Below are 24,653 nucleotides of genomic sequence, written 5' to 3'. Positions count from 1 at the left end.
TATGAACCGATTCTCATGCACCCCCAGTTAAAACTTCCCTATCTTTTTCTTTTAACCTTCTTTTTCTTCACTACTGCCCAAGCTCAATCCGATCGTATCACCCTTCAGGGAACGGTCCGTACCGAAAAGGGACTCGCTGCCTTCATCAATATTTCACTGGAGCAAGAAGGACGCGTTCGGGCCATCACGACCGCCGATGAAGCCGGGAATTTCTCGATGAAAGCCACCGCCGGATCCTACACGATTATCGCCAGCGGAGTAGGCTACGAAACCGTACGCCAAGCCATTACGCTGATAGCGGGTGAGAAAAATGAAGTGACGCTGCAGACAACAGAGACCAACAAACAGCTTTCCGAAGTGATTGTTTCGGCGGGACGTCGGGTGGAGACGCTGGCAGAAACGCCTTCTTCCGTTACGGTGATTGCCGGGAAGGAACTGGAAACGCAGGCGGGCATTAGTCCCAACGTTGCCAACATTCTTTCCAATACGGTACCCGGACTCGCTCCTTCCACCAACCAAACCGGTAATAGCGGGCAAACCTTACGGGGCCGTAACGTGCTGGTACTCATCGATGGCATTCCGCAATCAACGCCCCTGCGGGCGGGTGGTCGCGATATTCGTACCATTGATCCTTCCGTGATCGAACGCATTGAAGTCATCAAAGGAGCGACCTCCATTTACGGTAACGGAGCTGATGGCGGATTGATTAACTACATCACGAAGAAAGTACGTCCGGAAGACCATTCGGGCGGCTCTACGCAACTGGCCATGACGGGTAATACCCAGGGGGACAGTACCTTCGGCTACCGCTTTTCCCAGCAATTTTTCGGACGTACCGGAAAAGTAGACTACGTCGTGAGTGGGATGCACGAGAAAACGGGCGTGTTTCGGGATGGCGAAGGTCAGGTCATCTCCCCCGAATACGGTCTGGGCGAAACGCGTATCTACAACGCATTCGTGAAAGTCGGTTACGACATATCCAGCAAGCATCGGATTGAAGGGATGTACAACTTCTACGGCTCCAATCAGCATTCCAATTACGTACTGAAGCCGGGTAAGTACGGCGTGAGTCCTGCCATCGGCGTGATTGGCAAACGCGTAGGTGTGGATGAAGGAACGCGGCATAACCACAACGCCAACCTTCAGTACATCGGTCGGAATATCATCGGCGGAACCAGTATTAACGCTAGTTTATATTTTCAGGACTTTCTAACGGTGTATTCCAACTCGGCTTCGTTTTACGGTGCCGGCCAATCGCAGATTCCTTCCCAGAAAAAAGGGCTTCGGGTCAATCTGAACAGTCCTTTTGTGATTGCCAGCCGCATTCGCGGGGACGTTACCTACGGCTTTGACTTGCTCAACGACCAGACTTCGCAGTCGTTGGTAGACGGTCGGACCTGGGTACCGAACATCAACATGCGGAACCTGGCCCCTTACGCTCAGTTGAGTGCTGCTTTGGTGGAAGGGCTGACCCTGAAAGCGGGCGTTCGGACGGAAAATATCAAGACTAAAATTGCCGATTTCAATACGCTCGCGACTGGCCCTAACGGGCAGGGCAGCATTTTCGTGAAAGGCGGAAATCTGGATTACGAAGCCCTGGTCTTCAATGCCGGACTCCGGTACTCTAAAAACAAAGCATTCAATCCTTTTGTCAGTTATTCACAAGCCTTCTCGATTTATGATTTAGGTCGGATTCTGCGTTCAGCTCAGGAGAATACCATCGAAAAACTGCAAACGCAACCCATCATTGTTAATAACTACGAAGCTGGTTTCAGTAGTCAGATCGGAACCTTTTCTTTAGCGGCGTCTACGTACATTAGTACCTCCAAGTTGGGTGCTAACTTCGTGGATCTGGGCGAAGGCGTGTACTCGACCGAGCGGGCTCCCGAACGCGTATGGGGTTACGAAGTACAGCTCGACTGGTCTCCGGTACCAACGTTTTCTGTCGGAGGAAACTATGCCTTTACGGAAGGAAAAGTGGATAAAAATTCGAATGGAGATTATGATACCTACCTGAACGCCAGCCGTATTTCACCCGATAAAACCACCCTTTACGCTCGTTATACGGGTATTAAAAACCTGAGTGTCGACCTGAACTGGTGGCGATTGGGCGACCGGAATCGCTTCATGCCCCGGGCCAACGGTACGTATGCGATTTACGAGGGACGGATTCGATCCTACAACCTCTGGAATCTGAATGTTGGATACAAGGTAAGTACGCAGGTGCGACTCAATCTGGGGGTTGAAAACCTGCTCAACACGAGTTATTACACCAATATCGCTCAGTTCTATGGTAGTAATGAAAACTACACCCGAGGCAGCGGACGACGGTTTATGTTAATGGTAGGCTACTCGTTCTAAACTGAGTAAGGTTTGATTATGGTTTGAGATTTGAAAAACAGCCCGGGCGTATTCCTACGTTCGGGCTGTTTTTTGAGTGTGGAGTTTCAATGGGTATAAAGTTTGAAAGGATTGATTAGCCGTTGTCTGTATTGGTTCGGAAACGTTTAAGTTGTGGTCCATCCGTTGCTTTAGGTTACCCTTTCAAGCTTCTTCCCAAGCTGCTAGTTGTCCGTAGCATCCGCTACGGACGCCCTACTGGTTAGGCTCCGCCTAACCTACCGCTTGCTTCAAAGAGTACCGCTTTCATCTGAACCCATTCGGGTATTAAAAGATCATTAACGGCTTTGCAAATAGCCCTATCTGGCAAGGCTTTTGTGACGGAAGAGGTCTGATACAAAACCTATCTACAGATATGGCTAAGACAATTGCGGCCGTAATGGTCGAAATGCTGGTACAGGCCGGAGTTCGCCGCATTCACGGCATTGTAGGCGATTCGCTGAATGGACTGGTCGACGAAATTCGCCGTTCCGGAAAAATCGAATGGATTCATTACCGGCACGAAGAAGCGGCTGCCTTTGCGGCCGGAGCTGAAGCACAGGCAACGGGTCAACTGGCCGTTTGTGCGGGCAGCTGCGGACCGGGAAACCTGCATCTGATTAACGGTTTATACGATTGCCACCGGAGTATGGCACCCGTTCTGGCCATTGCGGCTCAGATTCCGAGTATGGAAATCGGTACGGGTTATTTCCAGGAAACCAAACCCGAGTACCTGTTTCAGCAGTGTAGTCACTACTGCGAGACGATTTCCTCGGCCAAGCAAATGCCCCGGGTTTTCCAGATTGCGATGCAGAATGCGATTGGAAAACAGGGCGTAGCGGTGATTACGCTGTCGGGCGATGTATCGTCCGAAACCGTTGAAGAAACGAACCTGATTCATCCCCTCTTTTTGCCAAAACCCGTCATCCGGCCCTCCGACGAAGAATTACAGCAGATGGCCCGGCTCCTGAATGAGGCCGACCGAATTACGATTCTGGGCGGTAGCGGCTGTGCCGGAGCCCACGCGGAAGTCCTGCAGTTGTGCGAGCAGTTGAAAGCTCCGCTGGTGTACGCTCTACGGGGCAAAGAATATCTGGAATACGAAAATCCCTATGCAGTAGGGCTAACGGGCCTGATTGGATTCTCTTCCGGAGCGAAAGCCATCAGTCGGGCGGATGTACTGCTGATGTTGGGTACCGATTTTCCGTATAAAGACTGGTATCCAGAACACGCAAAGATCATTCAGGTAGATATTCGACCAGAACACCTGGGTCGCCGTACGCGGCTGGATCTGGGCGTAGTGGGTAGCGTTGGACCAACGATTCAAGCCTTAGTACCCATGCTGTTACCGAAAACGGATCGTAGTCACCTCGACGATTCGCTGGAGGCGTATCAGGAAGCCCGCAAGGAGCTGGATTCGCACGCCAAAGGTGACGAAAACGATGGGGTCATTCACCCGGAATACCTTACGTCCGTGCTGAGTGAACAGGCCAGTCCGGACGCCATCTTTACCTGTGATGTCGGAACCCCGACGGTCTGGGCGGCTCGCTATCTGAAGATGACCCGGCAACGGCGACTGATTGGGTCCTTTACGCACGGATCGATGGCGAGTGCCATGCCGCAGGCCATTGGAGCCCAGTTTGCATTCCCGGAACGTCAGGTAATTGCTCTGGCGGGCGACGGTGGATTTTCGATGCTCATGGGCGATCTGCTCACCATTTATCAGTACAATCTTCCCGTTAAACTGGTGATTTATAATAACTATTCCCTGGGTTTTGTGGCGATGGAAATGAAGGTAGCGGGGATACCGCCCTTCGGCACGGATATGAAGAACCCCAACTTTGCCCGTATGGCCGAAGCCATGGGCATTCGGGGGATTCGGGTGGAAAATCCGGAAGATGTACCGGAAGCCATTGAGGAAGCTCTGCGTCACTCCGGTCCCGTAGTCCTGGATGTGGTAGTGAATCCGACGGAATTATCCATGCCGCCGAAAATCAAGTTTCAGCAGGCCTGGGGCTTTAGCATGTACATGATGAAAGAAACCCTGCGAGGCGACCTAAGCGATGTGGTGGAAACTATTAAGACTAACTTTTTGAAGTAGAAAAAGCGGTGAGGCCAGTAAGCTATGGAATGAAGCCAGGGGTTTTACCCCTGGCTATGTACATTGAACCCTTTCAGGGTTGATGATAATGGTCTCAAACACAATTAAACCTGAAACTTTATACACGATCAAACTTTAAACCTCATCAGACTTCAAACCCTATCCTCACTTCAGCAAAGTCCTCACCTGATCCCTCGGTAACTCGTTAACAGAACCATTCTTCCCCTGCATGGTACGAGCCGCCCACAGGGAATTCAGGATAGCTTCTTCCGTCGCTTCGATGGCGGCTAGAAACAAGGGGGACATCGCTTCATTATCCATTTCCTCAACGGTTAGTGTCAGTTTTTTACTGTTGTGTGGGATGCGTACCTTTTCGCTGGTAGAAAAAGCCAATACGTATTCACCCGAGCCATTCGACGCAATACCCCCCACTTTCGCCAGGGCCGACCAGGCCCGTTTCGCCAGCCGTTCGAGGTTGCGGTGGGTGAGCGGAGCATCCGTGGCCACGATGATCATACAGGAACCATCCGCCGGATCATTCAACTGATCACTTAGAAAGTACTTGCCCAGCGATTTTCCAATGGGTTTTCCTTTGATTTCCAGCACGCCCCCGAAGTTGGTTTGTACGAGAACGCCTACCGTATACGCACCAGACTTTTTCGGCAGTACCCGCGAACTGGTGCCAATCCCGCCCTTCCAGCCAAAGCAGATGGTACCCGTTCCAGCTCCGACATTTCCTTCGGCAACCGGACCACTTTGGGCTTTCTGAAGGGCCTGGGTGACGTGTTCGGGTTTGACGTGAAAACCCGTAATGTCGTTGAGAAAACTATCATTGGTTTCCCCCACGACGGCATTGACCGAACGAACGGTAGCATTGCCCGGCTGGGCCAGCGTATACGAAACAAGCCCCTGCATCCCCGCTGCTACCGAAAGCGTATTGGTCAGCACGACGGGCGTTTCCAGATTGCCTAATTCATTGATCTGACTGATTCCCGCCATTTTCCCGAACCCATTCGCCACAAAAACGGCCGCCGGGATTTTTTGCTGAAACAGATTCCCTTCCGTAGGAATAATGGCCGTTACGCCCGTCCGGATCTGCTGACCTTCAATCAGCGTAACGTGTCCTACTTTCAATCCGGCTACATCGGTGATGGCGTTGTGCGTACCCGTTTTCAGAATGCCAATGGTTTGCTGCGTATGCTCGCGAAAGCGGGTTTGGGCGTGAAGGAGGGAAGTACTCATTAAGAGCAGTAGAATTACGTTTTTCATAGAAATTGGGAAGAGCTTACAAACCCCAAGTTACGATTGGCCAGCCAAAAGGAAAGCAACTACTGCGGTAAATGAAATTCCGAGCGGTAGTAGCGGTAGGCATTGATCCAGGCCGCGTACACCCACAGCAGCAGCCCCAGTAGAGCCGTATCTACCTGAAACATGATGAGTAGCAGACCCATTGGAAAGCCCCATAACCCATACGCTCCGAGATTTTCCAGACTTTTATCGTTCTGGTACAAGCGGTGTAAACCCGCCAGCCACAGACCGATCCCGAAGAAGAGAGCCTTGCCGACGTACAGCCACGATACCGTTGCGGGCAGGTAGCGGAAGAGGAGCAGGGTTTCCGGAATAAACAGCAGCAAACCCTGTACGAACAGATAGCCCATCCGTTTGCCGAACGAAAGGGGCAGGTTTCGCAGGAAAAGTAGATACTCATGCTCGAAGATGTACTGTTCCTGAGCCAGTCCCAGTTGCGTCAGTCCACCGATGAGCATACCGATGGTCAACAAACGTTCATCGTAATCGTCGGTGGGGTAGAGCAAACAAACCCCTATGATCAGTAATCCGGAGAAAATTTTGGTCAGTAGTAACAGCAGCGGTTGCCGCCGGAACAAATGCTGAATGAAGTACAGCGGATAAGGTAAGGGCCAGTGGCGAATGAACGTACGCACGCGAACTTCCCGACTCGTATGGTGCAGCATTCGCTCCAGCAGCGGAATCGGCAGTACGACGAGCCCCAGCAGAACCAGACCTATAAGAACCAAAGCCGACCACTGGCGACCGGGAAAAGCGTACACGCTCATCCAGCCCGCGTACAGAAAAACGGGCAGTAACAGTCCGGCCTGCATGGTAACCCAGCCGCTCAGACGCGTGCCAAACGGAACCAGCCGCCAATGATCAAGAAAGCCATACGCCGGATGTCGAAACTGACTACGAACGAAACTGAGCGTTTTTAATCCGTACAGTATCCAGGGGATAAAGTAATACACCAGGGTAGAAGGCGAAGCCATCGCGTACCGAAACAGGGCCACGTGGTCGTCGCTGCGGATGATACCAAAACCGATCAGTAAGATCAGCAGGAAGAAGCCCGAATTTTGACGGTAAAATTCGGTAACCAGCGTACGGAAAAAGACAGCTTTCAAGGGCGTTGGCGAGTAAGATTAGGCAGGCGTTTCCACTAGCGTATGGTTCTGGATCAGATACGAAGAATCCAGAGCTAATTCGGTCAGGCGAAAATCCTGGTGCGAAGACAGCAGAAAACTTACACCCCGCTGATGATACGTCGCAATGAGGCTACAGACGTTGGCCACGGCCCGGTCGTCGATGGTAATGAGGGGCTCATCCAGCATGATGAGTTCGGGTTGCCCCAGAAAGCCCAGCACCAGCGACGTTTTCTTGAGCATGCCCGAGGAATAGGTACCAACGGGCTGTTTCCAGAACTCCCGGATTTCCAGCGTATCAATCAACGAATCCACCTGCCCGGCGGGCGACTGCTTGGCTTTTCCCACGAAAGAAATCAGATCAAAGGCCGACAGATATTCCGGGTACAGCGGCTCCGCTTCGGCGTAATTCACCCGCATGCGATACGGGACCGTGTGCCGACTGACTTCATACTGATTGTTCAGCCAGATTTCACCTTCGCAGGGAAGCATGCCCGCAATGGACCGGAAAAACGTACTTTTCCCGGAGCCGTTCGAACCCCGAATCCAGTGGATACCCGGCGATAACTGCCAGTCGGGGACTTGCAGAATCGTCCTTCCGTGGTACGCTTTCCGATAATTTTTGACCTGTAGCATACCTGCAAAAGAAAGCTTTTGCGAATCCCTTGCCAAACCTTTCAGTATTCCGGGCGGGCCGTTCGTACTTTTGGGGTATGCAAAGCAATTACTACTTTCTTCGTCAGCTCTCCCGGGAGATCGAAGCCCAGCTCGAAGGCCTGGTTCTGGCGGAGTGTTTTTCGCAGGAAAAAGATGAATTGGTACTGGGGTTTTGTCCGGCAGAGAAGCAGTGGCGAAAGCGAAGGGATTTTTACATACGAGCCACCATACGGCCTGATTTTGTGGCCTTAAACTTTCCCGAAGACTTTCGACGGGCGGGAAAAAATACGGTTGATTTATTCTCCGAGTTACTGGATAAACCCATTCTGGGCGTTCGGCAATACCTGAACGAACGGGCCTTTTCTATCGATTTTGCGGATGATTTTCATTTAGTATTCAAGCTCTTTGGTAATCGTTCCAACCTGGTACTGGTGCAGGGAGCGTCGGTCGTGGATCTCTTCCACAACAAGCTCGTAACGGACGAAAAGCTGGACATCACCACCCTGGATCGACCGCTGGATCAGAGCCGAGAAGCCTTTGATCGGGCCAATGGCGACTGGCGAAAGCTCTTTCCCACATTTGGGAAGGACGTCACCGCTTGGCTGGATCGGCAGGCATACCGTTCGAAAACGATTGACGAAAAATGGGCGTTGGTGGAACAGGTACGCGGCTATCTGGAAAATCCGACGTATTACATCAAAACGGTGGAGTACCAGCCCGTATTGACGCTGCTGCCCGACGACGCCGAGAAATCCTTTACCGATCCGATTGAGGCGGCCAATGGCTTTTACTACGCTTATTCGCGAATCAACGTATTTGACCGGGAAAAGGGGCTGATTGTTCGGGCCTTACAGAAGCGGAAGCAGAAAACGCAGCAGTACGTAGACTCGGTCTACGAAAAGCTCGACGAGATGGAAAAGGCCATCAAGCACGAAGAAGTCGGCCACATTCTGATGGCGAATCTGCACCAGATTCCCGAGCGGGCCGAGTCCGTGGAGCTGCACGATTTCTACCGGGATCAGCCCGTAACGATTCGACTCAAGCCTGATTTGTCGCCGCAGAAAAACGCGGAATCGTATTACCGAAAGTCGAAAAACGAGAAAATCGAAGTTGAACACCTCATGGAAGCCCTGGAGGTACGGGAGCGGGAAATGGCCGAATACGACGCTCAGATCGCGAAAGTAGAATCCATCGAAACGCTGAAGGAGCTGCGGAAATACCTGAAAACGAGTGGACTCGACAAAATTGAAAAGCCCGATGTATCAGCGGCGACGCTCTTTAAACGCTACGAATACCAGGGTTTCGAGATTTTCGTGGGCAGAAATGCCAAGAACAACGACCTGCTGACGCAACGGTATACCCGCAAGGAAGACCTCTGGCTGCATGCCCGTGATGTAACGGGTTCGCACGTTATCATCCGGCATCAGGCGGGTAAACGCTTCCCAAATCCGGTGATTGAACGGGCGGCTCAACTGGCCGCTTACTATTCGAAACGACGCAATGATACGCTGTGTCCGGTGATTGTAACGCCGAAGAAATTCGTCCGAAAAACCCGCGATTTACAGGAGGGTCAGGTGATTGTTGAAAAAGAAGAAGTGGTGATGGTTGAGCCGAAAGCGTAAGGAATTGACTAATTGAAAATCAGATGAGTAAGCAAGTAAAATATCTGTTTATAGGAGCCATTCTTGTCCTGATGGCTTACATGGTGTATAACGCCACCTCGCAACCCGGCGTACAGGATTTGAAGGGAAATTTCAAAGAAGTCGCGTTGTACCGGAATGAAAATAACACGGGTCCGATCAAACGTATGTATGCCGTAACGGTAGACGATACGTTGTGGAACGAAATGAAGCAATACGGCGATTTTATGCCGCATACCAAATACGGTACGACGACGGTTTATTTCTTCAAAACGGGAAGTGCGGCACCTAACGAATTACAACCCGGTGAGAAGCCTTTTGATGATACGTTTCAACCCCTGGCAAAGTATGAAAAAGATGGGATGGGGGAGGTTTCGTTTACAAAGGAGTGATGCTATTTCAAGACTAAAGTAGGTCTGTGTTGGCGACAAAATGGACAGGAGGCGGCTTTCAATCTAGTGTTCCTTTACGCCATCACCGAAACCATTTCCAGAGCCACCTTCCCCAAAGTCGCATCGCCCGTAATAGTCACGCCACTACTGAGTTCATGCGGACGTATACTTTTGGAAAAAAGGGGCCAGGCTACTTCCGGGGTTAGCGTCACTTCGGTATCATAAGAATTTTGCGGGCTGCGTTCCAGTTGCCAGAAATCCGTTCGACGAATCAGATACCAACTGCCTCCTGCCTCGGTCGTGATGGTAACTTTCAGGGTTGTTCCTTCGGATGCTTGTACGTTTCGGTACGTATGGGGCAGACCATACATAAAGATGTCGATGAAGGGGTGAAAAAACTCCGGCGTGAGTAAAGCCGGTTTATGTACGGCAGCTCGTATCTGCTGTTGATGCAGCCATTTTTCGGTGTATTCCCGGGCAATGTGCATCCAGTTCTGACTTTCTTCTTCACCGGCCCAGGCTACGGAAAAGGTGGCTTTTGCCTGCGGATCGAGGGAGGCGTAATAGTCGCAGTACATCGGTCCCGTAATGCGGTGGAGCAGGATCAGTACCTGCGGACTAACCCGTTTCATGGCCTTTACCCAATCGGCATTGAGTCCATTGAGAAAATCCAGCAAATCCTGGTAGGAGCGAATAGCGGGACTTTCACCCGGATACTCATCCCGCAGCGAAGACAGGATCCGAATGTTACCATCCAGTAAGTGAGCAGCTACGTCTTTTACTTTCCAGCGTTGGCTACAGTCTGGGCTTGCCATTCCTGAGGGGTGAGTGATTCCAGCAATTCCAGTAAAAGCTGATCGAGCTTGCGTAGCTTTTCAATGAGGATAGCCGTAGAATACGTCATGGCTGGTAACGGACGGCTGGATACGGAGTCGGGCATGGCAATGAGAGCGAATAAGTGGGAGAATCATGCCAAAGTTATCAGCTGTTTTCAATAGTTTGAAGGGGTTACTGAAAGAACGGTTCTGCTCTGCTTAATCGTGAGCCTTCAGGGTGGCCTATGCTCATTTAGCGAAGTGATCAGAAAAGAAATAGAATGTCCAGTAATCCTTTTCCAAATCCGGTATAATCCCGGGCACTGCTGTACAGAAAATGTTCAGGGGCATCGACCCACCCGGCCACTACCGGATTCTGATGCAGGTAATTTAATTTTTGTTGGGTGAAGCGAGGCGTGATCAGTTCTTCCGCATGGTTATCCTGTTGCCAGAACTGGTAATCGTCATTGCGTTTGTTGTGATGAGCCGCTCGCTGGAACATCCAGAGCATCCACTCTTTCCGACTTTCCGGATCTTCTTTAATCGCTTCTATGAGCGTAGTAGCCGTATGCCGCTTCAAATCCCGGAGTGTATGGGAAAGGTTAAAACCCTCTTCTGTACTAATGATGAGGTGCACGTGATTACTCATGAGGCACCAGGCATGAAGGCGTAAGCCCTTGTGTTGCTGGCAAAACGATAGGCTATCCAGAAAGATGGTTCGGTAATGAATTCGCGTGAATACATCGATCCAGTAAACCGTTGCGAAACTGATAAAATAAATGCCCCGAGGATTGCTGAATTGATAAGGCTTGAAGATCATTCGGTAAAGAAACCGCGGGTAATTTATTTCGTTCGTACCGTTGAATCAGTGCGGTAGGCACAGCCTACAAACTTGAAGGTTCGTAGCGGATGCTACGAACAACTCGCTGCTTGGGAAGAGTTGTGTTAGGGGAAGGTTTGACTAAGAGATAGAGAAATGTTTCGCAAACAGCTACCTGGCAAAAATCTATAACCCACAGCCAAGCTAATATGAACATTCCCGCCAAGTAACCAAACCCCGTTATCCGTAGCATCCGCTACGGATGTTCAAATTAGTAGGCTGTGCCTACCTATTCATGACAAACTGGAACAGTGGCCGCCGCCGAAGGCAAACCCGGACTATAGGGTAAGCCTAAACCCAATCCCCGCCAGACAAACAGCAACGCAATCGCCAGGGTGAGTACAGGAACCCAGCGATTCAGCGTTCGGCGTACGGGTAAGCTCACCCACTGCCAAACCCAGCCCACGGCCAGCATCGCCGGAATGGTACCTGCCCCATACGCCAGCATCCAGAGCATACCCTGAGCAGGAGTAGCGGTTGCCAGGGCTCCGGCTAAGGCTACGTAAACCATCCCACAGGGTAACCAGCCGTTGATCAAACCCACACCCACATACGCCATCCAGGTTTTCCGCTGTAGTAGCTTACTAAAGGTTGATTTCAGTCGAACGAACGGACTAAAACCAATCCATCGATCGGCTACGACGAAGCCTGCCATGAGTACTCCCGCCAGTAGCGAAAGATATTGTTGCCAGCCGAGAATCGATACGCGTTCGCCGACAAATCCCACCAGCAAACCCAACAGGCCGTAACTCAGCGTTCGTGCCAGGTTGTAACTCAGTCGAGCCAGTAGCATCCGTCCTTCCGACAAACCACCCACGGGCAAGGCCAGAGCAATTGGGCCACACATGCCGACGCAGTGAATGCTGGAAAGAAGTCCGGTGAGAAAGGCGAGAACCATGGGAATGGGTAAAGAATAGAGATGATAGAGGACCGACTAAAGACGTTTTCAGCTATCCTCTAAACGGTATCATCTATTATCTCAAATAATGATTTCTTCTTCGGTGTAGTACTCCTGCTTGCCGTCTGACCAGGTGACTTTTACCCGCCAGTAACCCGTTTTCATGGTTTCGGTGGAAATGGTCTGGGCAGCGACACCGGGTCGCACGGCGACAGTGAAGTCCAGCTTGGCATCAGAAGGGCGGAAGAACTGAATCGTACCTTCCTGTACCGCATTCGGAACGGAAAATTGCACCTGCTGCTTTTGCGGACGGTACTGCATGGTAACCAGCTCTTTGGCGGCCTTACTATGGGCCACGCGGTCAATTTGCTGTTGGTAGGCCATTTCGGTTTGGTAGTAGTCAGGTCGTACCAGATCTACCTGCGTACGCATCATTCGGTATACTAAGAAACCAATGAAACTACCGAAGAGAATAAAGGCCAGAATAATGGATTTGCCCCAGTTCATAGCTTAATGTTCAGCGGTACGCCGCTGCGGTTAGTGGTTTTTTGTTTTCAGGAAGTGGGTGTTCTTTCCGAAAAACTACAAAACCGGACCCATGAAATTCGTTTTTACTTCCTGCATCAGCTGACCGTTCGCCCGTACTTCAATCGTCAGCGGTGTTTTATTTTCCTGAATGCCTTTTGCGGGCGTTAGCAAAAAGAAGGAGCTTTTGGTAAATGTACCCGGTTGTGCCGTTTGTAGCGGCTGACCTACGTACTGTAACGAGAAGCCCGGATTTTTGACTTTAAATTCCAACGCAACCGGCTTGAACGTTTTGTTGAGTACTTCCACCGTATACAGATTGGAAATCTGACCGTCGGCCTGCTGCTGAAAGGTAAGTCCTGAAGCACGCAGTACCGTCGTTTCGATGGCTTTACGGGTCAGGAGCAGATAGCCCAGGCCGCCCAGTAAAAGAATCAAAACCAGCGAATAGGCTTTGAGCCGGCCCGTAAACTGGAATTTCTTTCCCTGCTCGATGCCTTCCTGCGAAGCGTATCGAATGAGTCCGTGAGGCTTGTTGATTTTATCCATCACGCCGTCGCAGGCATCAATACAGGCGGTACAGTTGATGCACTCCAGTTGCGTACCCTTGCGAATGTCGATGCCCGTTGGACAAACCTGTACGCAGAGGGAGCAATCCACGCAATCGCCTTTGACTTCGGTAGACTGCTTCCGCAGTTTTCCGCGGGGTTCGCCCCGTACGTAATCATAGGCAACGACGATGGATTTTTTATCGAGTAAAACGCCCTGTAAACGTCCGTAGGGACAGATGACCACGCAGACAATTTCCCGTAGCCGGGCAAACACGAAATAGAAAATCAGCGTAAAGATCAGCAGAGCCGCCAATCCCCCTAAATGGTTGGCGGGGTTATCGGTCTGAATCTGGATCAATTCGTCTTTGCCAATAATGTACGCCAGAAAGGTATTCGAAATGGCAAAAGCGATGAGGAAAAACAGGCCGTGTTTCAGTACGCGTTTTCGGATTTTTTCGGCGGTCCAGGGAGCGGCCGTTAAGCGTTGCTGAGCTTTAAAGTCGCCTTCAATCCACTGTTCGATTCGCCGGAAAACCATTTCCATAAAGATCGTTTGCGGACAGGCCCAGCCGCACCAGAGCCGTCCGAAGGCTACCGTAAATACGATGATGAAAACGATGAAGGCCAGTAGGCCCAGGGCTACCAGGTGAAAATCCTGCGGCCAGAAAGGTACGCCAAAGAAGATAAATTGACGTTCGAGTACGTTGAACAGGAACAGCGGATGCCCCTCAATTTCCAGCCAGGGAAGGCCAAAAAGAATCAGCAGCAGGATGCCCGCTACGACTTCCCGCCACCGCAACAGGCGGCCGCCTTCGGGCCAGCGGGGATACTTTCGCTGACCCGAGACCGCCCCGTGGGCAAGGAATTCCCTATCTTCTTCTATTGTAAACATAAACGTTAGCGTTTGGCAACATCAGGAGCCGTCTTTACTTCCTCTCCCTGCGGCTCTTTAGCTCCAGCCGGTTTAGTACCCTGTAAGGAAAAAATATAGCTGGATACCTGCTGAATCTGAATGGGGTTCAACTGTTTTTTCCAGGAAAGCATACCCTTGTCGGGAACACCTTCGGCAATGGTTTTGAATACGGCGTTGATCGTACCGCCGTGCAACCAGTAGTTATCCGTCAGGTTCGGACCTACCTTTCCTTCTCCCGCCGCTCCGTGACAGGCCGTACAATTCTGATCGAAGATTTTCTTACCCGCTTCGAGTGCTTTTTCATCGCGTAGGATCGTCACGTTGGACTCGTTGACCGAATTGGCAAATTTTTTCAGGTATTCTTCGTGGGCTTTCTCGGCGACGGCCATCTCGGTGGTATACTCCTGATTCATCACATCACCGGGGCCAAGCACGTGGTAGTAGACCATGTAACCAATGGCACAAACGATGGTACCGTAGAACAAAGCCATAAACCAACCCGGCGTTGGGTTATCCAATTCATGAATGCCGTCGGGAGCGTGTTCGAGCATCAACTGGTCATTCATGGTTGTAGGACGAAGGCCCATGATCCGGTGCCAGAGACTGCTGTATTGATATTGCTCGTCGACTTCTTTTTTAGACGGATCAGGGAAAGCCTGTTTGACCGTCAAATACAAATGAAGCGTCGTGACCATCAGAGCCAACGCTCCTAAGATCAGGCAGCAGAGAACCACAATCAGGAAAAGATCCTCGCCGGTTTTTATCTCAAAGTTCATGAAAGTAGGGATTAAAAGGCAGTTTACAGTTTACCGTTTTCAGGGGTGACTTTGTCCAAACGGGTACTATGAAACCAGCCCTGGGTTTACGAAACTGAAAACAGTAAACCGACAACTGTAAACTGAGAAGCTTATTTCTCCAAAGGCATTTTGCTCATTTCCTGAAGGTGATTTTTATCCGTCAGTAACGCGAACAAACTCACCGTAACAAAGAAGGCAACGAAAATCAGAAGCGAGGAAATCATGTAGAAATCGGCTCCCTGAAGTTGAGTAACAAGGTTGCGAAACATGGTTAGTTTGATTGTTAGTTTTTAGTTAGTGGTTGTTCGTTGTTGGTAGGGATGGCGGTCCCTGGTAACGGTTTGTTGATGAAGTGTTGAACTATGAACCAGCAACAAACAACCTCCAACCAATGTCTATTTAGCCGCCTGAGCGTTTTTGATGTCCGTACCGAGTCGTTGCAGGTACGCGATCAGGGCGATAATTTCTTTGTCGGACTGAATCTTGATTCCCTCGGCTTTCAGGCGGGTAGTAATGGCCTCGGCCTGTTGCTGGGCATTCGCCTGAGCATCGCTGATGGCGTAATCGTCGTAGGGAACGCCCAGGGATTGCATCGTTTTCAGCTTCGCTTCCAACTGACTGTTATCCAGCTTCTGCGTGAGTAACCAGGGATACGGGGGCATGATAGAACCGGGTGACATCGTCGTCGGGTCATTCATGTGGTGGTAGTGCCAGGAGTCGGGGTACTTGAATCCTTCGCGGTGTAAATCCGGACCCGTACGCTTCGATCCCCATAAGAACGGGTGGTCATATACGAACTCACCGGCTTTCGAATATTCACCGTATCGCTCCGTTTCCGAGCGGAAGGGCCGTACCATCTGACTGTGACAGTTATTACAGCCTTCACGGATGTATAAATCCCGGCCCTGCAATTCCAGCGGCGTATAAGGTTGTACCGCGGCAATGGTTTCTACGTTCGATTCAACCGTAAACGTTGGAATGATTTCCAGCACGGTACCAATCAGAATCACGATCAGTGAGCCAGCCAGCAATTGCATGGGGCGACGTTCGAGAACACGGTGCCAGTAGGTATCACCACCCGTGGCTACGTATTCAGGCGTAAGAGCCGGAGCTTCGGCTGCTTCGTTGGCCTGGAAGCTACCCTTCGCCATCGTTTTGAAGAGGTTAAACGCCATCAGGATGGCACCGCCCAGGTAAATCACACCACCCGCGGCCCGCATCATGTGCATAGGCAACAGTTGAAGCGTAGTTTCGAGGAAAGCGGGATATTTCAGCGTGCCTTCGGGCGTAAATTCCTTCCACATCATACCCTGCGTAAAGCCGGAGATATACATCGGTACGGCGTAGAACAGGATGCCAAGCGTACCCAGCCAGAAGTGAATATTCACCATTCGTTTCGAGTACAATTCCGTTTTCCAAAGTTTAGGAACAATGTAGTACAGAATGGCAAAGGTTAGGAAGCCGTTCCAGCCCAGAGCTCCCACGTGTACGTGAGCAACGATCCAGTCGGTGAAGTGACCAATCGCGTTTACGTTTTTGAGCGAAAGCAGTGGACCTTCGAAGGTGGCCATCCCGTAGGCCGTAATGCCGACCACCATGAATTTCAGACGGGCATCTTCCCGAACCTGATCCCAGGCTCCACGTAGAGTAAGCAGACCGTTGATCATCCCACCCCAGGACGGAGCAATTAGCATAATGGAGAACGCCGTACCCAGCGACTGAGCCCAGTCGGGCAAACTCGTATATAGCAAGTGGTGCGGACCAGCCCAGATATAGATGAAAATCAGCGACCAGAAGTGAAGAATAGAAAGCTTATAACTGTAAACCGGACGATTCGCCATCTTCGGCAGAAAGTAGTACATCATGCCCAGATACGGCGTCGTTAGGAAGAATGCTACGGCGTTGTGTCCGTACCACCATTGTACCAGTGCATCCTGAACCCCCGCGTACATGGAGTAGCTTTTGAGGAAGCTAACGGGCATTTCAAACGAGTTGATAATGTGCAGAACGGCTACCGTAACGAACGTGGCGATATAGAACCAGATCCCCACGTAGAGGTGACGTTCGCGGCGTTTGATGATCGTACCAAACATGTTGATACCGAATACCACCCAAATGACGGTAATGGCAATATCGATAGGCCATTCCAGCTCGGCGTATTCCTTGGAAGTCGTGAAGCCCAGCGGCAACGTCAGTACGGCCGAAACGATGATGAGTTGCCAGCCCCAGAAGTGAATCCAGCTCAGCGTATCGGAAAACATACGAGCCTTGAGCAGCCGCTGAAGCGAGTAGTAAACGCCCATAAAAATGGCATTACCCACAAAAGCAAAGATGACGGCATTCGTGTGCAGGGGCCGGATGCGGCCGAAAGTGGTGTACTGATTGTCCAGGTTCATGCCGGGATGAAACAGCTGCGTGGCGGCAATTACGCCCACCAGCATACCGATCAATCCCCACACAATAGTCGCAATCGAAAAGGCCTTAACCACCCGGTTGTCGTACGCAAAGCGTTCGAGCGTCGTCGGAGGGGCAGGGGAAGCAGCGTGGGAAATCATGGGTGATAAGGGATGTTAGGGGAATTCATTTCTCGTCGTCGAGCAGCACTCGCATGCCCGGCGTATACATGTCATCATTTTGTCCGGACTTCATCGCCCAGAAGAAGGCTCCTAGAAAACCCAGAGCTAACAAGAGGCTAATGCCGATGAGAATGAAAATGATATTCATAAACCTTTGATTTTCAGTTCCAAAGGTCTAAATAATGGGAAGGGATAGAAATGACAAAAATCACCCTTTGGGGTGATTTTCGAAGGAGGAAGGGAAATCGCCGGGATTAGCGTTCCATGTACGAGTCGTTGTTGAGGTACTCCAATTTGGAGTTCCAGACCAGAGCAATCTGCGTCGCCCGCTCGCGGGCCTGCTCGGCCATGGGGCCTTCAAAATTTTCCGAAAGTGTTTGCGTAAACAGTTGTAACCAGCGTTCGAAGTGCTCAATCGTTAGCGTATGTTTCTGATTGACAATCAAGTGCGGACGGAACGGATGGCCGTGGTAGGTGTTATTGCCCAGCAGCAAATTTTCCCAGAACGCGTACATCTTCGGCATATGCTTCGACCAGTCGACCTGGGCAACTTCTGTGAAAATAGGGGCTAACAGAGAGTCCTGCTGTACTTTCTCGTAGAATGAATCCACCAAATGCCGAACGGCTTCGGGGCTATCAAGGAATATCTTTTTTGTGGGGGAGTCCATCGAAGGGTGCTTAAAAGAGGTGAGCATCAAATCAACACTGTTAAATCAACTTAGCCATGAAAAACGTTCGTTTCCCAGTATTTTTTGCAACACTGTACGTACTAGTTTATACCGTCGGGGCTAACATGGGCTGGCTTTCCACGCCCGTAGTAGCCACGCTTTGGTTACTCTCTCCCGTGGTCGTGGGCTGGATGGCCTATCGTATTTTAAAATACGGCGTTCCGAGCGGTCATACCTTTGATGAGCAATTTTACGAAGATTATAAACCGAACTAATTAGCTGATAACCAAAGCTGATCAAGTTTTATGAATGGCACGATTATTGATCTACTCTTTACTGCTGGCAAGCTTGAAAAGAGCAATGAAAGGTCATTTGCGTAGGCAATACTACTAGCGTAAAGCTTTGCCTATTATAAGGCCATTTTTGTTCGCAAATTTCTATCTTGGCAGGATCTAACTTATGATTAGACTACCCTCTATTTAACCGATCCCGACGAGTAAGCTATGGACATTTTTGAAGCCGCCCGGCAAAACAACCTCGAAGCCCTGGAGCAAGAACTGGAAACGCTGCATCCTGACGTGGTAGACGCCCGCGGCAGTACCCCACTGATTATTGCGGGATATTACAACCATCCGGAATCGGTCCGGCTCTTACTCGAAGCTCAGGCGAATCCGGACGCTCAGGATGCCATGGGCAATACGCCGTTGATGGGAGCTTGTTTTAAAGGGTACACCGAAATAGCCCAATTGTTGCTTGAATTTGGAGCGGCAGTAGATACTACCAATGGGAACGGAGCTACAGCTCTGACATTTGCGGCAACATTCAATCATAAACCATTAGTCGAATTACTGTTACAACACGGGGCTGATCCCTTACTGAAAGATCGTTTCGGGAAAAATCCCATTGATTACGCGATGGTCCAGGAAAATGCTGAAAGCTACGAAATCCTGGTGGCTGCCTTACACGCCCAAAAATCCTCTAATTCATAACTAAATAGCAGTTACCTATGAGCAATGAAAACGGTACGAATCAGAATGGCCAGAGTCATGGCACTGATTCTGACAAAACGCTAACGACTCGTCAGGGTCACCCCGTCACCAACAATCAGAGTATTCGTACGGTAGGTAATCGTGGTCCAGCCACGATGGAAAACTACCACTTCCTGGAAAAAATTTCCCACTTCGATCGCGAACGCATTCCCGAACGCGTGGTGCACGCTCGCGGAGCCGGAGCCCATGGCGTATTCGAGGCGTACGGTACGGTAGGCGACGAGCCCATTTCCAAATACACACGGGCGAAGCTATTTCAGCAAAAGGGAAAACAGACTCCCGTATTCGTCCGATTCTCTTCGGTCATTCACGGGGGGCATTCGCCCGAAACGCTGCGGGATCCCCGGGGTTTTGCCGTTAAGTTTTATACCGAAGACGGGAATTGGGATCTGGTCGGCAATAACCTGAAAGTGTTCTTTATTCGGGACGCCATGAAATTTCCCGACCTGGTACACGCCTTCAAACCCGATCCCGTAACCAACCGTCAGGACGGCGAACGCATTTTTGATTTCATCAGCGGTACGCCCGAGGCGATGCACATGATTACGTTTTTGTTCTCGCCCTACGGCATTCCGGCCAATTACCGGCAAATGCAGGGTTCGGGCGTGAATACCTATAAGTGGGTGAACGCCGACGGTGAGGCCGTACTCGTCAAATACCACTGGGAACCCCTGCAGGGAATTAAAAACCTGACGCAAACGCAAGCGGAGGAAGTTCAGGGCAAAAATTTCAATCACGCAACCCAGGATTTGTTCGATGCCATCGAAGAGGGCCATTACCCCGAATGGGAATTACTCGTGCAAATCATGAGTGACGATGATCACCCGGAACTTGACTTCGACCCGCTGGATGATACTAAAATCTGGCCGCAGGATCAGTTCCCCTGGTTGCCCGTTGGTAAAATGACGCTGAACCGTAACCCGGAAAATTATTTTGCCGAAGTAGAACAGTCGGCTTTCGGTACGGGAGTACTGGTAGACGGTCTAGACTTTTCCGACGATAAAATGTTACAGGGTCGTACCTTCTCGTACTCAGATACGCAGCGGTACCGCATTGGTAGCAACTACCTGCAACTGCCCATCAATGCTCCGAAGACGCACGTGGCAACCAATCAGCGGGATGGACAAATGGCTTATCACGTGGACGTACCCGAAGGTGGCAATCCGCACGTAAACTATGAACCTTCGGTTATGAATGGTCTACAGGAAGCCCCTAAAGCCGGCAAGGATTACGAACCTTATTATGCCGCGAAACTGGTGCGTCAGAAAATTGACCGTCAGAACAACTTTGCTCAGGCGGGTGAACGCTACCGGACGTTTGAGGATTGGGAACGCGACGATCTGATTACCAATCTGGTCAATACGCTGGCTCCGGCTAAAAAGGAAATCCAAGACCGGATGATTGATCTGTTCACCCAGTGCGATCCGGAATACGGTCAACGCGTAGCCGATGGCCTCAAAGCCGCCGCTAGCATGAACATTCAGAAAGGTCCGATTGGCAGTACGTCTTCCAAAGATGCCGTAAAACAGGCCGAAGAAGAAAGCCACGAGTCGAAACCGTACTAAGCGGATGTAGTCTCACGGTCAGTTGAATAAAAATCGAGTCTATGACTTTTGCAAGAAGAGTCATAGACTCGATTTGTTTGATGGGTTGAAGGTTTGTTGCTGGGCTACCTGTGGTTTGACGAGTTATGCTTGTTGGGGCGGTTTATACGAAAGAGCCGTAGAATCGATCCATTGCCTAACCTAGGGTTTCAACCTTAGGCCACCTCACATATAATTTAAATCGTTATTCTTCTTGAGCTTCACAATACCTAAGCTGTTAAACAGCAGAATGAACGGATACGTAGGATCGAATTCAAACCAGCGTACGCCGAAATTCGCCCGGCCGCCCAGCTTGTGGTGATTGTTGTGGTACGATTCGCCCATCATCAGAAAATCGAAGGGCAGCAGGTTTTTCGCCGTATCATTCACTTTGAAATTCGTATACCCGTACTTGTGAGCAAACCAATTGATGACCACTCCGTGTACCGGACCCATCAAATAATGAATCGGTAAGAGCAAATACATCCAGGGACTGGTGGCATAATGGATGTAAAATAGCGTATACGCCGTTCCCCAGCCGATACGCGAAAGCCAGTTATCGCCAATTTTCTCCATAAATCCCCAGTACGGAACGTTCTTGAAGTACTTCGGGTCTACATTTTCCTTGTGCTTGAGAATGCGGTTGTAGATGTTCTTGGTCTTCCACATCATATCAAAAGCATTGTCCGAAAAGCTGGGGGAGTGCGGATCATTTTCGGTATCAGCAAAGGCGTGGTGTAGTCGGTGCATGACCCCGTACGCGTACGGACTCAGGAAACTCGAACCCTGGGTAACCCAGGTGAAAAAGTAAAAAAATCGCTCCCAACCCTTCGACATCGTAAACATCTGGTGAGCCGCGTAACGATGCAGAAAAAACGTTTGTGAAAACAGGGAAAGATACCAGTGAGCCAGAAAAAAAATCAGAATGTACATGGAAAGGTGTTGTAGTGTGAAAAATTTAATGGGGTAGGTCGTGGGTTTGAGTAGGGTTTCAGTTTTGATGGAGTGTGAGCAGGTTTGAAGGAGTGTGAAGTTTGAGAGGGGTAATGTTTGAGTTAGTTTGATAGGGAAAGCTACAAGCGTTGATAAGCCGTTTTTAACCTTCAGTTTAAAGTCTCGTCGATTAAAACGTCTCCAAGGTTACAGCCCTTCAAACCTTTAATCTTTATCAAACCTGCTCAAACTCACAGTCAAACTTTGTACTACCTCAAGCCTGCTCAAACCCTCGACAACTCCCGCCGCCTCGCCCAGTGCATCCCCGTAATGGCAATGAAAAGCATGGAGGCTGAACTGACGGGCATGAGAATGGCTGCTACAATTGGAGCCAGATTCCCCGTAAGGCCGTAGCTTAAGCCGATGAAATTGTAAATGAGTGAAATCAAAAAGCTGAACTGAATGACTTTCAGGCCCGTACGACTGAATTTCAGGAAGTGTCCTACGTTTTTCAATTGAGACGCCTCCAGAATCGCATCGCTGGCCGGACTGAAATGCAGCGTATTGTCCGTCAGGGCAATCCCCACATCGGCCTGTTTTAGGGCTCCGGCATCGTTGAGTCCGTCGCCCAGCATCATTACCTTTTTACCCTGTTGCTGAAGCGTTTGGATAAACTCCAGTTTGTCTTCGGGTTTCATCCGGAAGGCCATGTGATCACGCGGAAACCAGCGACTGAGCGTACGCTTTTCCGCATCAGAATCGCCGGAGAGAACATATAGCTCGTAGGAATGAGCCAATTGCGTTAGCGTTTCATCGAGGCCTTCACGGTACTGGTGCATGAGTTGGAAAGCCCCTTTCACCTGCCCATCGATACTAAAAAAGCTGGCGGAACCTTCTCGTTCAGGAGCACCTACCCAAGCTGCTGAACCAAATTTCAGTACGTGCGTATCGACGACGGCGGAAAGCCCCATTCCGGTTACGGCTTCGAATCCGGTTACGGGTTTTCGCGTTGATTCCTGGAGGTATTCCAGCAGTTTCACGCTAATCGGGTGCGTGGAATGCTGAACCAGCGAAGCCAGAGCTACCCGTTCTTCGGCCGTAAGCGGTTCGCCCTGATACTGGATTGGACTGACTTCGGTGGTACTCAGCGTACCCGTCTTGTCAAAAACCAGCGTATCGCACTGAGCCATGTGTTCGATGACTTCGGCGTTTTTCAGATACAGCTTTTTTTGACCGAGCATCCGCATCCCGTGACCCAGAGCAAAAGGGTACGAAAGAGCCAGGGCACAGGGACAGGCAATAATCAGTACTGCCGTAAAAGCGTTGAGGATTTTGGAAGGATCGTACACGTACCAGTACAGGGCCGTCAGAGTAGCCAGCGTGAGTACGCTAATGGTGAAGTATTTACCGACCTGATCCGCGAAGGATTTCAGCCGACTTTCCTGACCTTTAGCAAAAGCCGTGTGATTCCAGAGTTGAGTTAAATAACTCTGGGAAACGTCTTTCAGTACTTCTAGCTCCAAGGAATCACCGAGTTGGCGGCCACCCGAGTAGACCAGTTCACCCACCGTTCTGGACTCGGGAGCGGCTTCTCCCGTCACAAAACTGTAATCAATCAGGCCCGTTCCCCGGTACAAAAGACTATCGGCGGGAATAAGCTCGCCGTGCCGAATCCGGATGCGATCCCCCCGACGAAGTTGCTGAACAGGAATGCTTTCCGTTTCAGCCGTCAGAAAATTCTTAATCCGCGTAACGGCCAGCGGGAAGTACGATTTATAATCCCGCTCGAAGGAAAGAAAGGCGTAGCTTTTCTGTTGAAACCATTGACCTGCCAAGAGAAAAAACGTCAGGCCCGTCAGCGAATCGAAGTAGCCATTCTGTTGCAGAAATAGCACTTCGTATACGCTCCGTCCCCAGGCGACGAGAATACCCAATAGAATTGGAAAATCCAGGTTGAGCCGCCCGGCCCGCAGACTTTTGTACACCGATTCAAAGTACCCGCCACCGGAATAAAAGACGACTGGTAACGACAGAATCAGGCTAAGCCAGCCAAAGAGCACCTTATACGAATCATCTTCCAGCCCTAGATACTCCGGAAAACTAAACAGCATGATGTTCCCCGCACAAAATCCCGCGACACCAATACGCGTGAGCAGATTACGGTACGTAGTATTCTGCTGCTCCTTCACCACATCCTGTAAGCTGATGAGTGGTTCGTAACCTACGGAGGCCAGTAGTTCGGCTAGCTCCCGCAGTGAAATCGGACTTTCGCCCGTTTTTCGGTACAGAATGCTAACCTGTTTTTTCATAAAATCGACCCGACTGGTCAGTACGGCCGGATGCAGACGTGGCAGGTGTTCGAGTAGATACAGGCAGGAAGAACAGTGAATGGCCGGTAGGTAAAACGTTACCTTCGCCTGCGTATCGTTCTGAAAATCAAGTAAGGAATCACTGATTTCGGCGTGATCCAGAAATTCGAACCGGGCTAAACTGGGCGAGGTGCCCATCCCACTTTTTCCCAGCGAATAGTATCCGCATAATTCGTGGTCGGCTAGTAGTTCGTAAACGGTCTTGCAGCCTTCACAGCAAAATGTTTTATCATCTACGTGGAGGGCGTCTTCCGCACAATCATTGCCACAATGGTAGCAATGCGTAGGGGCCGCAATGGATATGGAAGCAGTGGAGCTGTTCATGGCAAGTAAATCAGGCAAGACCTGGGAAAGCCGGATGACAACGGCGGATGTTACGCTCGTTGCAGCCCCAAAAGTCCGCTTTTCCATTTCCTTTTTCCATGATTGGAATTAAGTCCGGAAACTGATTTTTATCATTTTTCTAACTGATGTGACCTTGCAACTTTGTCAAGC

23 protein-coding genes are annotated in these 24,653 nt (G+C 50.5%); 7 read left to right on the top strand and 16 right to left on the bottom strand.

The features are described 5' to 3' along the window. The first annotated feature begins 15 nt into the window (after positions 1 to 15). Entirely contained in the window at positions 16 to 2,361 is a 2,346-nt protein-coding gene (locus ACOJTG_RS03300; RefSeq protein WP_420152502.1) for a TonB-dependent receptor, read from the top strand. A gap of 394 nt (positions 2,362 to 2,755) precedes the next feature. Beyond that, positions 2,756 to 4,480, top strand: coding sequence for a ubiquinone-dependent pyruvate dehydrogenase (gene poxB / locus ACOJTG_RS03295; protein ID WP_420152501.1), 1,725 nt, complete (start codon positions 2,756 to 2,758; stop codon positions 4,478 to 4,480). A gap of 165 nt (positions 4,481 to 4,645) precedes the next feature. Here poxB and ACOJTG_RS03290 read toward each other — a convergent pair whose 3' ends face one another. From ACOJTG_RS03290 to ACOJTG_RS03280, 3 genes are read right to left on the bottom strand one after another with little or no spacing between them, the layout of a single operon-like run. Further along, entirely contained in the window at positions 4,646 to 5,749 is a 1,104-nt protein-coding gene (locus tag ACOJTG_RS03290) for a P1 family peptidase (protein ID WP_420152500.1), read from the bottom strand. A 59-nt stretch (positions 5,750 to 5,808) separates the two neighbouring features. Beyond that, positions 5,809 to 6,894, bottom strand: a complete 1,086-nt coding sequence (locus tag ACOJTG_RS03285) for a hypothetical protein (protein ID WP_420152499.1) — start codon at positions 6,892 to 6,894, stop codon at positions 5,809 to 5,811. Positions 6,895 to 6,912: 18 nt separating this feature from the next. After that, entirely contained in the window at positions 6,913 to 7,548 is a 636-nt protein-coding gene (locus ACOJTG_RS03280; RefSeq protein ID WP_420152498.1) for an ABC transporter ATP-binding protein, read from the bottom strand. Between the two features lie 29 nt (positions 7,549 to 7,577). Here ACOJTG_RS03280 and ACOJTG_RS03275 point away from each other — a divergent pair, with 29 nt between their 5' ends. Then, positions 7,578 to 9,191, top strand: a complete 1,614-nt coding sequence (locus ACOJTG_RS03275; RefSeq protein ID WP_420152497.1) for an NFACT RNA binding domain-containing protein — start codon at positions 7,578 to 7,580, stop codon at positions 9,189 to 9,191. Between the two features lie 23 nt (positions 9,192 to 9,214). Next, a complete protein-coding gene (locus tag ACOJTG_RS03270) occupies positions 9,215 to 9,601 on the top strand; it encodes a hypothetical protein (protein ID WP_420152496.1) in 387 nt (128 codons plus the stop codon). 74 nt (positions 9,602 to 9,675) lie between these two features. Here ACOJTG_RS03270 and ACOJTG_RS03265 read toward each other — a convergent pair whose 3' ends face one another. The 11 genes from ACOJTG_RS03265 to ACOJTG_RS03215 form a co-directional block, all read right to left on the bottom strand. Further along, positions 9,676 to 10,416, bottom strand: coding sequence for a hypothetical protein (locus tag ACOJTG_RS03265; RefSeq protein ID WP_420152495.1), 741 nt, complete (start codon positions 10,414 to 10,416; stop codon positions 9,676 to 9,678). Next, positions 10,380 to 10,541 (bottom strand): hypothetical protein, encoded by a 162-nt coding sequence (locus ACOJTG_RS03260; protein ID WP_420152494.1) that lies wholly within the window; start codon positions 10,539 to 10,541, stop codon positions 10,380 to 10,382. The genes ACOJTG_RS03265 and ACOJTG_RS03260 overlap by 37 nt, the downstream gene beginning before the upstream one ends. A 140-nt stretch (positions 10,542 to 10,681) precedes the next feature. After that, complete coding sequence (locus ACOJTG_RS03255; RefSeq protein WP_420152493.1) at positions 10,682 to 11,236, bottom strand: REP-associated tyrosine transposase; 555 nt, start codon at positions 11,234 to 11,236, stop codon at positions 10,682 to 10,684. A gap of 289 nt (positions 11,237 to 11,525) precedes the next feature. Next, positions 11,526 to 12,194, bottom strand: coding sequence for a sulfite exporter TauE/SafE family protein (locus ACOJTG_RS03250; RefSeq protein ID WP_420152492.1), 669 nt, complete (start codon positions 12,192 to 12,194; stop codon positions 11,526 to 11,528). Between the two features lie 81 nt (positions 12,195 to 12,275). After that, the gene (locus tag ACOJTG_RS03245; RefSeq protein WP_420152491.1) at positions 12,276 to 12,701 is read right to left on the bottom strand and encodes a FixH family protein; all 426 of its coding nucleotides are present in this window, start codon (positions 12,699 to 12,701) and stop codon (positions 12,276 to 12,278) included. 75 nt (positions 12,702 to 12,776) lie between these two features. After that, complete coding sequence (gene ccoG, locus ACOJTG_RS03240) at positions 12,777 to 14,162, bottom strand: cytochrome c oxidase accessory protein CcoG (RefSeq protein WP_420152490.1); 1,386 nt, start codon at positions 14,160 to 14,162, stop codon at positions 12,777 to 12,779. A gap of 5 nt (positions 14,163 to 14,167) precedes the next feature. Then, positions 14,168 to 14,959 carry a cbb3-type cytochrome c oxidase N-terminal domain-containing protein gene (locus ACOJTG_RS03235; protein ID WP_420152489.1) on the bottom strand — a complete coding sequence of 264 codons (792 nt, stop codon included), beginning with the start codon at positions 14,957 to 14,959 and terminating at the stop codon, positions 14,168 to 14,170. 131 nt (positions 14,960 to 15,090) lie between these two features. Beyond that, positions 15,091 to 15,249: a hypothetical protein gene (locus ACOJTG_RS03230; RefSeq protein ID WP_165796030.1), complete on the bottom strand. Its 159-nt coding sequence runs from the start codon at positions 15,247 to 15,249 to the stop codon at positions 15,091 to 15,093. A 126-nt stretch (positions 15,250 to 15,375) separates the two neighbouring features. Further along, entirely contained in the window at positions 15,376 to 17,535 is a 2,160-nt protein-coding gene (gene ccoN / locus ACOJTG_RS03225) for a cytochrome-c oxidase, cbb3-type subunit I (protein ID WP_420152488.1), read from the bottom strand. Positions 17,536 to 17,560: 25 nt separating this feature from the next. Further along, the gene (ccoS, locus tag ACOJTG_RS03220) at positions 17,561 to 17,704 is read right to left on the bottom strand and encodes a cbb3-type cytochrome oxidase assembly protein CcoS (protein WP_094816634.1); all 144 of its coding nucleotides are present in this window, start codon (positions 17,702 to 17,704) and stop codon (positions 17,561 to 17,563) included. Between the two features lie 106 nt (positions 17,705 to 17,810). After that, positions 17,811 to 18,224: a group III truncated hemoglobin gene (locus tag ACOJTG_RS03215; protein ID WP_094816730.1), complete on the bottom strand. Its 414-nt coding sequence runs from the start codon at positions 18,222 to 18,224 to the stop codon at positions 17,811 to 17,813. A gap of 56 nt (positions 18,225 to 18,280) precedes the next feature. Between ACOJTG_RS03215 and ACOJTG_RS03210 the strand changes: the two genes are divergently transcribed. From ACOJTG_RS03210 to ACOJTG_RS03200, 3 genes are all read left to right on the top strand, one after another. Further along, positions 18,281 to 18,499, top strand: a complete 219-nt coding sequence (locus ACOJTG_RS03210; protein ID WP_420152487.1) for a hypothetical protein — start codon at positions 18,281 to 18,283, stop codon at positions 18,497 to 18,499. A 228-nt stretch (positions 18,500 to 18,727) separates the two neighbouring features. Beyond that, positions 18,728 to 19,213, top strand: a complete 486-nt coding sequence (locus ACOJTG_RS03205) for an ankyrin repeat domain-containing protein (RefSeq protein ID WP_420152486.1) — start codon at positions 18,728 to 18,730, stop codon at positions 19,211 to 19,213. A 17-nt stretch (positions 19,214 to 19,230) separates the two neighbouring features. Beyond that, positions 19,231 to 20,838 (top strand): catalase, encoded by a 1,608-nt coding sequence (locus tag ACOJTG_RS03200; protein WP_420152485.1) that lies wholly within the window; start codon positions 19,231 to 19,233, stop codon positions 20,836 to 20,838. 204 nt (positions 20,839 to 21,042) lie between these two features. On the opposite strand, the gene ACOJTG_RS03195 is transcribed toward ACOJTG_RS03200, so the two are convergent. Together ACOJTG_RS03195 and ACOJTG_RS03190 are read right to left on the bottom strand one after the other, a co-directional pair. Further along, positions 21,043 to 21,789 carry an acyl-CoA desaturase gene (locus tag ACOJTG_RS03195; RefSeq protein WP_420152484.1) on the bottom strand — a complete coding sequence of 249 codons (747 nt, stop codon included), beginning with the start codon at positions 21,787 to 21,789 and terminating at the stop codon, positions 21,043 to 21,045. Between the two features lie 284 nt (positions 21,790 to 22,073). After that, positions 22,074 to 24,569 carry a heavy metal translocating P-type ATPase gene (locus tag ACOJTG_RS03190; protein ID WP_420152483.1) on the bottom strand — a complete coding sequence of 832 codons (2,496 nt, stop codon included), beginning with the start codon at positions 24,567 to 24,569 and terminating at the stop codon, positions 22,074 to 22,076. Positions 24,570 to 24,653 lie beyond the last annotated feature (84 nt).

This window comes from Siphonobacter sp., from assembly GCF_048595215.1.
GTDB lineage: Bacteria > Bacteroidota > Bacteroidia > Cytophagales > Spirosomataceae > Siphonobacter.
The sequence above is the reverse complement of the archived record's forward strand: the minus strand, read 5'-3'. Positions and strand labels throughout refer to the sequence as shown.